The organism is Erwinia sp., from assembly GCF_031978025.1.
GTDB lineage: Bacteria > Pseudomonadota > Gammaproteobacteria > Enterobacterales > Enterobacteriaceae > Erwinia.
Genome location: NZ_DALZCD010000154.1, coordinates 1 through 10,028, shown reverse-complemented (window position 1 = coordinate 10,028; position 10,028 = coordinate 1). Strand labels below are relative to the sequence as shown.

Genomic DNA, 10,028 nt, shown 5'->3' with positions numbered 1-10,028 from the left:
TGGTGCTTTGCGTACGGGAAACGCCGTTGCACCTTGGGCATTTACGTATGATGACCACGGCAGTGGAGCTGGGCGCGATTATTATGCCGCCCGTGCCGGCTTTCTACCATCGTCCTGAGAACGTGATGGACATCGTTGACCAGACGGTTAACCGCGTGCTGGATCAGTTTGATATTGAGCTGGATAAGGACCTTTTCACGCGCTGGCAGGGTGCATAGACGCCAGTCTTACGCACGCTTCTGGTGCACTTTCCGTGATAAAAACGCTTTGTGTGCAAAATATGCACCAAAGCGAGGCATTTCTCTTCTACACTCCTGCTATCGGGTCGCGTTTTTTTAACCTTTCTGCGCATCGGCGCCCCCGCGCGACCGCCTGATAAAGATGGCATGAAATCTGCACGTCTAAGCGCTGGCCCATTCATCATAAAAGTGACTCTGAGGATAATCTATGAAAAAGAAGGTTATGGCTCTTTCTCTGCTGCTGGCGCTTTCTGCCGGAAGCGCGCTGGCCGCCGTGCCAACCACGCTGCGGTTCGGCAACGATCCAACCTATGCTCCTTTTGAGTCTAAAAATGCTCAGGGCGAACTGGTGGGCTTTGATATCGACCTGGCGAACGAAATTTGCAAGCGCATTCAGACCAAATGCACCTTTGTCGAAAGCGATTTCGACGCGCTGATCCCCTCTCTCAAGGCGAAAAAAATCGATGCGATTATTTCTTCGCTTTCTATTACCGAAAAGCGCCAGCAGGAGATCGCCTTCTCCGAGAAGCTTTATGCCGCCAATGCCCGACTGATCGCGCCGAAAGGCTCCAAAATCGAACCGACGGTCGCGTCGCTGAAGGGCAAAACCATTGGCCTGCTGCAGGGAACTACCCAGGAAACTTATGCTAACCAGTACTGGCGTGCGCAGGGCGTGACTGTCACGCCTTATGCCAATCAGGATCTGGTTTATCAGGACCTGACGGCAGGACGCATTGATGCCGCGTTTCAGGGCGAAGTCGCCGCCAGCGAAGGCTTTCTGAAGCAGCCGGTAGGCAAAGATTACGCTTTCGCCGGCCCGGCGGTGAAGGACGAAAAAATCTTTGGTATCGGCACCGGTATTGGCCTGCCGAAAGAGAGCACCGAGTTGAAAGCCGCTATCGATAAAGCCATTGCGGCTATGCGCAAAGACGGCACCTATGACAAGCTGGCAAAAAAATATTTCAGCTTTGACGTCTACGGCGGCTAAGAAAACCTGTCAGGGGGCGGCGCTGGCGGCCCCCAATTTGTCCCACGCGGCGGGGCAAACGCCTTAAATCAGACGGGAAACTTCTTATGCTGTATGGCTACTCGGCAATTATTTTCAAGGGCGCTATGGTCACACTGGAGCTGGCGCTCTGTTCAGTGCTGCTTTCGGTCGTGCTGGGCCTCATCGGCGCTGGCGCGAAGCTTTCCGGGCGACGTCCGCTGGCAATGCTGTTTGAAGGTTACACCACGCTTATTCGGGGCGTGCCCGATCTGGTGCTGATGCTGCTGATCTTCTATGGTCTGCAAATCGCGCTTAATCAGCTCACCGGTTTTATGGGCCTCAGCCAGTTCGATATCGATCCCATGACGGCGGGTATTATTACGCTGTGCTTTATCTATGGGGCCTATTTTACGGAGACATTTCGCGGGGCCTTTATGGCCGTGCAGAAAGGGCAGATTGAAGCCGCTACCGCCTTTGGTTTTACCGCCACCCAAACGTTTCGCCGCATCCTGTTTCCGGCGATGATGCGCTACGCGCTGCCCGGTATTGGCAATAACTGGCAGGTCATCCTTAAGGCCACCGCGCTGGTTTCACTGCTGGGGCTGGAGGATGTGGTGAAGGCTACGCAGCTGGCGGGCAAAAGCACCTGGCAGCCATTTTATTTTGCCCTCGTTGCCGGCGCGGTTTACCTGATTTTCACCACGCTCTCTAACGGCGTGCTGTGGTGGCTGACTCGCCGCTACTCGGTGGGCGTGAAGAGGGCGGACTTATGATCGACATTTTACAGGAGTATGGAAAAGCGCTGCTGTGGTCGGATGGCTATCGTTTTTCCGGCGTGGCGATCACGCTCTGGCTGCTGATTATTTCCGTGGTGCTGGGCGGCAGTCTGGCGATCCTGCTGGCGATTGCGCGCGTGTCGTCCATTAAGGCCGTCAGTTTCCCGGTCTGGCTGTTTACCTATCTGTTTCGCGGAACGCCACTGTATGTACAGTTGCTGATATTTTATTCAGGCATGTACACATTGGATGTGGTTAAGGGCAACGATTTACTTAATACCTTTTTCCGCAGCGGCCTGAACTGTACGCTGCTGGCCCTGACGCTGAATACCTGCGCCTATACGACAGAGATTTTCGCTGGCGCCATTCGTGCTGTGCCACACGGTGAAATCGAGGCGGCGCGAGCTTACGGCTTTTCTACTTTTAAGCTCTATCGCTGCATTATCCTGCCTTCGGCACTGCGCATTGCGCTACCCGCCTACAGCAATGAGGTGATCCTGATGCTGCACTCTACGGCGCTGGCCTTTACCGCGACCGTACCGGATTTGCTGAAGGTTGCACGCGATATCAATTCTGCCACCTATCAGCCTTTTGTCGCTTTTGGCATAGCAGCCGTGCTTTATCTGATCATCTCTTATGTCTTAATCAGTCTGTTCCGCAAAGCGGAACAACGCTGGCTGGCGCATATAAAACCTTCGACCCATTGAGTAGACCTATGTCCAATAAATTACACGTCAGCGAGTTGCACAAACGCTACGGCGATCATGAAGTGCTGAAGGGCGTCTCGCTTCAGGCAAAGGCGGGAGATGTCATTACGATTATTGGCTCTTCCGGTTCGGGGAAAAGCACTTTTTTGCGCTGCATTAATTTTCTGGAGAAACCGAGTGAAGGGGCGATTACCGTTAATAATCAGCCCATTAATCTGGTGCGCGACAAAGATGGCCAGTTAAAAGTGGCTGACAAAGAACAGCTGCGGGCGTTGCGAACCAGCCTGACGATGGTGTTCCAGCACTTTAATCTCTGGAGCCACATGACGGTGCTGCAAAACGTGATGGAGGCGCCCATTCAGGTGCTGGGCCTGAGCAAAGCCGAGGCGCAGTCGCGCGCCATCCGCTATCTGGATAAGGTCGGCATTGACGAGCGGGCACGGGCAAAATATCCGGTTCATCTGTCCGGGGGCCAGCAGCAGCGTGTCTCAATTGCTCGCGCGTTAGCAATGGAGCCGGAAGTTCTGCTATTTGATGAGCCGACCTCGGCGCTCGACCCGGAGCTGGTGGGTGAAGTGCTGAGGATTATGCAAAAGCTGGCGGAAGAGGGCAAAACCATGGTGGTGGTGACGCACGAGATGGAATTCGCCCGCCACGTTTCCAGCCACGTGATTTTTTTGCACCAGGGCAGAATAGAAGAGCAGGGACCGCCGGACGAGCTGTTCAACCGGCCGCAAAGCCCGCGGCTGCAGCAGTTTTTAACGGGCGCATTAAAGCAGGACGCTACACCACGTCCGCCAGTGCCTCATCCAGCTGATACCAGCGGAATCTGAAGCCTGACGCTTCCAGGCGTTCCGGCAGCACGTGCTGACCGCCCAGCACCAGCACCGACGACTCGCCCATCATCAGTTTAATGGCGCTGGCGGGCGTGCGCATAAAGGCGGGGCGGTGCAGCGCGTGGCCCAGTAGGGCAGCGAACTGCTCATTGCGTACCGCGTAGGGCGCAACCATATTAAACGGCCCGCGCAGATCGGGATTGTCCAGTAGCCACAGGATGGCATTCAGCATATCTTCCAGGTGGATCCACGGCATATATTGCTGTCCATTGCCGAGAGGGCCACCGATGCCCAGCTTAAAGGGCAGCTTCATTTTACTGAGCGCGCCGCCGGTTTTAGCCAGCACCACGCCGGTACGCAGCAAACAAACCCGAGTCCTGTCGCTGTCGGCTGCCCTCGCCAGGGCCTCCCAGTGCGCGCACAGCTCATGGGTAAATTCAGGGTGGCCCGGGTCGTCCTCAGTGAGCACCATATCGCCGGTGTCGCCGTAAAAGCCAGTGGCTGAACCGGAAATAAAAACGTTCGGCGGGGTGGTGCTGGCATTGATCAGCGTGGCCAGTTTTTCGGTTATCTGCCAGCGACTTTCACACAGATGCTGCTTTTGCTGCTCAGTCCAGCGTTTGTCGGCAATAGGCTCACCGGCCAGATTGATGACGGCGTCCACGCCGTCCAGATTACGTTGCTGATCCAGCCCGGACCACAGGCTGACTTTTTCACCCAGTTTTTGCCGCGCGCTCACGACGTCGCGCGTGACCACGCTTACACTGTCGCCGCGGGATAAAAGACGAGGAATCAGATGGCTGCCGATCAGGCCGGTGCCGCCCGTGAGTAAAATATGCATGTTTTTGTTCCTCAAAGGGTGTCGTCAATGCCATAAGCTTAGGCGAAGTTGACCGGAAAGTGCGTCGTGCAGTAGCAAAGTGGCAAAGTGATACAGGCTGACGCCGCGCGATGATTGCCTTCTGGCGAAAAAATGGGTAAACAGGTTGCAGACGCCGCTTAATAAGGAACTCAGGATGCACTATCCCAACGTTGTTTTGTGGTCAGATGCCTGTTTTTTTAGCCCCTACGTCATGTCTGCCTTTGTCGCACTAAGTGAAAAGGGCGTACCGTTTTCGATAAAGCGGGTCGATCTTGCCAGCGACCAGCACCTTGAGGCGGCCTATGGTATGCGCTCCCTGACGCGCCGCGTGCCCACCCTGCAACTGGATGATTTTATGCTTTCTGAATCCTCCGCCATTGCCGAATATCTGGAGGAACGCTTTCCCGCACCGGAGTTTGAACGGCTTTATCCGCAAGGCCGGGAAAAGCGCGCCAGGGCCCGGGAGATTCAGGCCTGGCTGCGCAGCGATTTCCTGCCGCTTCGTCAGGAGCGACCCACCGAAGTGCTGTTTGCCAATGAAACTTTTGCGCCGTTGTCGGCGGCCGCACAGCAGTCGGCCCACAAGCTGATCGCTGCCGTTGAAACGCTGTTGCCGTCGGGCCAGCAAAATCTTTTTGGCGAGAGGTCGATAGCGGATACGGATTTAGCGATAATGATTAACAGGCTGGCGCTGCATGGCGACAGCGTACCGAGGCGCGTGGCGGAGTACGCCCATTTTCAGTGGCAGCGTGCGTCGGTGCAGCTTTGGCTGTCTGAATCTTCTAAAGATACCGCAGAATGACACTGCGGGATCAATATCTTAAGGCGACCCGTGGCAGACTGCGCGGGCAGGCATCAACGAGCGCGAAGGCGCCAGACAAGTAAGGGTTAGGGATGGTGGAGCAAGACAGCGGCACGGAATGGGTTGATATCGTTAATGAAGATAACGAAGCGATCGCAAAGTCCAGCCGGGCGCAGATGCGTGCGCAGTGTTTACGTCATCGTGCCACCTATATCGTGGTGCATAACGGGGCGGGAAAAATCCTGGTGCAGCGACGGACGCAGAACAAAGACTTTATGCCAGGCATGCTGGATGCAACGGCTGGCGGCGTGGTGCAAAGCGGTGAAGAAATGCTGGAATCAGCGCGTCGGGAAGCAGAAGAAGAGTTGGGCATTGCCGCTGTGCCTTTTGCCGAACACGGTTTGTTCTATTATGAAGATCAGCATTGCCGCGTGTGGGGAGGCCTGTTTAGCTGCGTGTCTCACGGACCGTTTGCGATGCAGGAAGAAGAGGTCGAAGAGATTTTTTGGATGACGCCGGAAGAGATCACCGGCCGCTGCGACGAATTTACGGATGACTCGCTGAAGGCGCTGTCGCTGTGGCTGAGCCGCAACGGCGAACAGAATCGCTAAAAAAAAGGCCGCATAAGCGGCCTTTTTAACGCGTGTCCGGACTTAACGCGTTTCGCGTACGGCCAGGTGAGGCTGTGTTTTACGACCCAGCATGCCCATCCAACCAGCGATGGCGGCTTCCACCAGCAGCGTGATCAGGGCGATCCAGCTGGCTTTCGCCGTGGCAGCCGCTGCCTTTTCGCCAGCTTCGCGAGCTTTCTGCTCGGCCTGTTTCTTCAGCTCTTCATATTTCTTGTAAGCCTGCTCATAGCTCTGTTGAGTCTGAGCAACGATCTGATCGACTTCCTGATCGCTTTTACCGGTACGGGCTTTAATAATGTTTTTCAGCGCGTCGACATCGGCAGCCTGAAGGGTCGCCTGGTTACGCTGTACCACACCGGAGAACCAGTTGGTTAAATCCGTATCGGCATTCTGCTGATCTTTAGCGGTATTCTCAGCCTGATTTTTTGCGGTATTCGATTCTTTGTTCGCGTCCTGCTGCAGTTTTTCCGGCTGCAGTTCTGGCTTGCCGGTCTGACGCAGCGTGGTTTCCAGCTCGTTTTGCAGGTTGTTCAGGTCAATATTGTTTTCCTGCAGTTTCTGTTTGATATTCTGTCCGACAGAAGGCGCGACGGTTGAAATGCCGTTACCCAGCATAGTAAAGCCGGAACCAATAACGCTGGCGGTGCCGCTAACGGCGCTGCTCAGTACCACAGCGAATAGCCAGACGCAGACCAGTGTATTCACTGCCCACATCAGAAGTCCGTGCAGCGCGCCTTCACGCTGTGCCAGACGGCCGGTAATATAGGCGCCTGCACCCACAGAGATCAGCATGCTAAGCCCTGTCCAGATCGTTGCGCCCGTGCCTAAGCCTTCAAGCGGGTTTTGTTCTTTCAACGGGTCGATGGTGGTCGCGCCAATTGCCGTCCCCAGTATGGTTAACAGCAAATAAATAACCACAGAAAGAACCACGCCTGCGAAAATAGCGCTCCATGAAATACGTTTTAGCGGAATACCGCTATTTACGTCATTGTAAACCGGATGAATGTGGTGATCGCTCATGAGAGAACTCCCTTGCCTGATATAGGTGTTGTTCCTGAAGATATTATTATCGAAAAGACCCTGTCTCTTGCCATGATAAGCCTGGCACCGGAACCTGTATTCTACCAGGAATAATTTACTCTGGATTTTTTCTATTTATTATCAATAAGATGTTGGTGGTTTTTATAAGGAGGGGGACATGATTTCAGCGCGTACGCAAATAGCGGGGTTAATGTTATTCCAGCGGAATGGCTTTTTTATTTACGCAAAAAAAAGCGGATCTTTCGATCCGCTTTAATTTAAAGGCAACGTTAGCTTTCGGCCTGTTTCGCCTGAATGGCGGTAAGGGCGATAGTATAAACAATATCGTCTACCAACGCGCCGCGAGACAGATCGTTAACCGGCTTACGCATCCCCTGCAGCATGGGTCCGATGGAAATAAGATCGGCGGAACGCTGAACGGCTTTATAGGTGGTGTTACCGGTATTCAGGTCCGGGAAGATAAATACCGTGGCACGGCCAGCAACCGGTGAATCCGGCGCTTTGGATTTGGCGACGTCGGCCATAATAGCGGCATCGTACTGGAGTGGACCGTCGATCACCAGATCCGGGCGTTTCTCCTGAGCGATGCGTGTAGCCTCGCGCACTTTTTCCACGTCGCTGCCCGCGCCCGAGTTGCCGGTCGAATAGGAAATCATCGCCACGCGCGGCTCAATGCCGAAAGCAGTCGCGGAGTCGGCGGACTGGATAGCGATTTCAGCCAGCTGTTCAGGATTCGGATCCGGGTTGATAGCGCAGTCGCCATAAACCAGCACCTGTTCCGGCAGCAGCATAAAGAACACCGAAGAAACCAGCGAACTGCCCGGTGCGGTTTTAATCAGCTGCAACGGTGGACGAATGGTATTGGCCGTGGTGTGTACCGCGCCAGAAACCAGGCCGTCCACTTCGCCGCTTTCCAGCATCATCGTGCCCAGCATCACGTTATCTTCCAACTGCTCCTGCGCCACAACTTCGGTCATACCTTTGTTTTTACGCAGTTCAACCAGGCGAGGAACATAGTTTTCCCGTACCTGCTGCGGATCGACAATGACAATACCTTTACCCAGTTCGACGCCCTGGGCCGCAGCTACACGCTGTATTTCATCCGGATTGCCCAACAGCACGCAGGTGGCGATGCCGCGCTCGGCACAAATAGCAGCCGCTTTTACCGTGCGCGGCTCGTCGCCTTCCGGCAGAACAATGCGCTTGCCGGCATGGCGAGCCAGTTCGGTCAGCTGGTAGCGGAAGGCTGGCGGTGACAGACGACGGCTGCGCTCGGAAGCCGCCGTCAGCGAGTCAATCCAGTCGGCGCTGATATGGCTGGCCACGTATTCCTGGACACGCTCCACACGCTGGGTATCGTCGCTGGGCACTTCCAGATTAAAGCTTTGCAGGCTCAGCGAGGTCTGCCAGGTATTGGTCTTAACCATAAACACCGGCAGGCCGGTAGCAAAAGCTCGCTCGCACAGACGCTGAATAGGCGCGTCGATCTGGTAGCCACCGGTCAGCAGGATAGCGCCAATTTCTACGCCGTTCATCGCTGCCAGACAGGCAGCAACCAGCACATCGGGCCGGTCTGCGGACGTCACCAGCAGCGAGCCTGGACGGAAATGTTCCAGCATATGAGGCAGGCTACGGGCGCAGAACGTGACCGATTTCACACGGCGCGTGGCGATATCGCCTTCGTTAATAATCTGCGCATTGAGATGATGACACATATCAATAGCGCGAGTAGCTATCAGATCGAAACTCCATGGGACGCAACCCAGCACCGGCAGCGGGCTGTTGGCGGACAGCTGCTGAGGATCAATATTGGCGATGTTAGCCTTGGTGGAGTCGTCGAAAATTTCTGACAGGTCGGGACGGGTGCGACCCTGCTCATCGACTGGCGCGTTCAGCTTATTGACAATGACGCCCGTGATATTTTTATTTTTGCTGCCGCCAAAACTGCTGCGGGTCAGCTTGATGCGCTCCTGCAGGGCTTCCGGCGAATCGTTGCCGGGCGACATCACAAACACGATCTCCGCGTTCAGCGTCTTAGCGATCTCATAGTTCAGTGCAGAAGCGAACTGATGCTTGCGTGTCGGTACCAGGCCTTCTACCAGCACTACTTCTGCATCTTTAGTGTTCTCATGATAGCGTGCAATGATCTCTTCCATCAGCACGTCCTGCTGATTCGCGCCGAGCAGCGATTCGACGCGGCTCATCTGCAGCGGTTCGGCAGCCGGGATGGCAGAGTTTTTACGGATAATCAACGTGGTCTGGTCAAGCGAGTCGCCGCCGGTACGTGGCTGGGCAATAGGTTTGAACACGCTCAGACGAACGCCTTTACGTTCCATCGCGCGGATAACGCCAAGGCTGACGCTGGTAAGACCGACGCTGGTGCCGGTAGGGATGAGCATTATGGTACGAGACAAGGTAAACCTCTCATAATTAAACCCGTTGTGCCGGTGCTTTAGCGATAGCTGCCGAAACAGCGGCGTGGGTTTCCTGGTGTCTGAAACAACACCGTCAGACTGGGCTGACGGTGGGCGCTTAAGCGGTTAAGCGGCTGGCATCTTGCGCAATGACCAGCTCTTCGTTAGTGGGAATGACAATAGCAGGTCGGGTGCCTTCTTTATTGATAAAGCCGGCTTTGCCGAAGCGAGCGGCGAGATTACGGTCATGATCGGTTTCAAAACCCAGCAGCGCCAGTTTATTCAGCGTCAGTTCGCGCACCATCGCAGCGTTTTCGCCAATGCCGCCGGTAAAGATCACCGCATCCAGTCGACCTTCCATCAGGGCGGTGTAGGAACCGATATATTTGGCAAGGCGGTGGCAATAAACATCCATTGCCCGCTTCGCGTCTTCTTTAGTCGTGTAGTTTTCTTCCACGTAACGACAGTCACTGGTTACGCCGGTCAGGCCAAGCAGCCCGGACTCTTTGGTCAGCATCTTATTGATCGCATCGACGCTCATGCCCAGCGTGTCGTGCAGGAAGAAGATAATTGCCGGATCGATATCGCCGGAGCGGGTGCCCATCACCAGACCTTCCAGCGGCGTCAGGCCCATTGAGGTATCCACGCACTCGCCGTTACGGATTGCGCTAACAGATCCGCCGTTGCCCAGGTGACAGGTAATGATATTGAGTTCATGCAACGGCTTGTTC

At 55.1% G+C, this 10,028-nt stretch carries 10 protein-coding genes and 1 pseudogene; 7 read left to right on the top strand and 4 right to left on the bottom strand.

The window, feature by feature from the left end; translation table 11 throughout:
• The 5 genes from RTK32_RS13270 to hisP form a co-directional block, all read left to right on the top strand.
• The coding region (locus tag RTK32_RS13270) for a flavoprotein (protein ID WP_409451093.1) at positions 1-218 on the top strand (218 nt) is incomplete at its 5' end.
• A gap of 229 nt (positions 219-447) precedes the next feature.
• Entirely contained in the window at positions 448-1,227 is a 780-nt protein-coding gene (gene argT / locus RTK32_RS13265; RefSeq protein WP_312044675.1) for a lysine/arginine/ornithine ABC transporter substrate-binding protein ArgT, read from the top strand.
• Between the two features lie 86 nt (positions 1,228-1,313).
• Positions 1,314-2,000, top strand: coding sequence for a histidine ABC transporter permease HisQ (locus RTK32_RS13260; protein WP_312044673.1), 687 nt, complete (start codon positions 1,314-1,316; stop codon positions 1,998-2,000).
• Positions 1,997-2,710, top strand: coding sequence for an ABC transporter permease (locus RTK32_RS13255; protein WP_312044671.1), 714 nt, complete (start codon positions 1,997-1,999; stop codon positions 2,708-2,710). Before RTK32_RS13260 ends, RTK32_RS13255 begins: the two co-directional genes overlap by 4 nt.
• 8 nt (positions 2,711-2,718) lie before the next feature.
• Positions 2,719-3,543, top strand: a complete 825-nt coding sequence (hisP, locus tag RTK32_RS13250) for a histidine ABC transporter ATP-binding protein HisP (protein WP_312044669.1) — start codon at positions 2,719-2,721, stop codon at positions 3,541-3,543.
• Here the strand turns inward: hisP and RTK32_RS13245 are convergent.
• Entirely contained in the window at positions 3,494-4,387 is an 894-nt protein-coding gene (locus RTK32_RS13245; RefSeq protein WP_312044667.1) for a TIGR01777 family oxidoreductase, read from the bottom strand. The two genes, hisP and RTK32_RS13245, sit on opposite strands and share 50 nt — an antisense overlap.
• A 175-nt stretch (positions 4,388-4,562) precedes the next feature.
• Here RTK32_RS13245 and yfcF point away from each other — a divergent pair, with 175 nt between their 5' ends.
• Together yfcF and yfcD are read left to right on the top strand one after the other, a co-directional pair.
• Positions 4,563-5,210, top strand: coding sequence for a glutathione transferase (gene yfcF, locus RTK32_RS13240; RefSeq protein WP_312044665.1), 648 nt, complete (start codon positions 4,563-4,565; stop codon positions 5,208-5,210).
• A 92-nt stretch (positions 5,211-5,302) separates the two neighbouring features.
• Positions 5,303-5,821 carry an NUDIX hydrolase YfcD gene (gene yfcD, locus RTK32_RS13235; protein WP_312044663.1) on the top strand — a complete coding sequence of 173 codons (519 nt, stop codon included), beginning with the start codon at positions 5,303-5,305 and terminating at the stop codon, positions 5,819-5,821.
• A 42-nt stretch (positions 5,822-5,863) separates the two neighbouring features.
• Here yfcD and RTK32_RS13230 read toward each other — a convergent pair whose 3' ends face one another.
• The 3 genes and pseudogenes from RTK32_RS13230 to ackA form a co-directional block, all read right to left on the bottom strand.
• Positions 5,864-6,862 carry a hypothetical protein gene (locus tag RTK32_RS13230; RefSeq protein ID WP_312044661.1) on the bottom strand — a complete coding sequence of 333 codons (999 nt, stop codon included), beginning with the start codon at positions 6,860-6,862 and terminating at the stop codon, positions 5,864-5,866.
• A gap of 290 nt (positions 6,863-7,152) precedes the next feature.
• Positions 7,153-9,297: a phosphate acetyltransferase gene (pta, locus tag RTK32_RS13225; RefSeq protein WP_312044659.1), complete on the bottom strand. Its 2,145-nt coding sequence runs from the start codon at positions 9,295-9,297 to the stop codon at positions 7,153-7,155.
• Positions 9,298-9,415: 118 nt separating this feature from the next.
• Positions 9,416-10,028 (bottom strand): annotated as a pseudogene (ackA, locus tag RTK32_RS13220) (acetate kinase); the annotation flags it as partial.

What these genes read in the sequence shown, in the direction of transcription:
- argT (WP_312044675.1), top strand. Translation starts at nt 448, where the DNA reads ATGAAAAAGAAGGTTATGGCTCTTTCTCTGCTGCTGGCGCTTTCTGCC.
- RTK32_RS13260 (WP_312044673.1), top strand. Translation starts at nt 1,314, where the DNA reads ATGCTGTATGGCTACTCGGCAATTATTTTCAAGGGCGCTATGGTCACA.
- RTK32_RS13255 (WP_312044671.1), top strand. Translation starts at nt 1,997, where the DNA reads ATGATCGACATTTTACAGGAGTATGGAAAAGCGCTGCTGTGGTCGGAT.
- hisP (WP_312044669.1), top strand. Translation starts at nt 2,719, where the DNA reads ATGTCCAATAAATTACACGTCAGCGAGTTGCACAAACGCTACGGCGAT.
- RTK32_RS13245 (WP_312044667.1), bottom strand. Translation starts at nt 4,387, where the DNA reads ATGCATATTTTACTCACGGGCGGCACCGGCCTGATCGGCAGCCATCTG.
- yfcF (WP_312044665.1), top strand. Translation starts at nt 4,563, where the DNA reads ATGCACTATCCCAACGTTGTTTTGTGGTCAGATGCCTGTTTTTTTAGC.
- yfcD (WP_312044663.1), top strand. Translation starts at nt 5,303, where the DNA reads ATGGTGGAGCAAGACAGCGGCACGGAATGGGTTGATATCGTTAATGAA.
- RTK32_RS13230 (WP_312044661.1), bottom strand. Translation starts at nt 6,862, where the DNA reads ATGAGCGATCACCACATTCATCCGGTTTACAATGACGTAAATAGCGGT.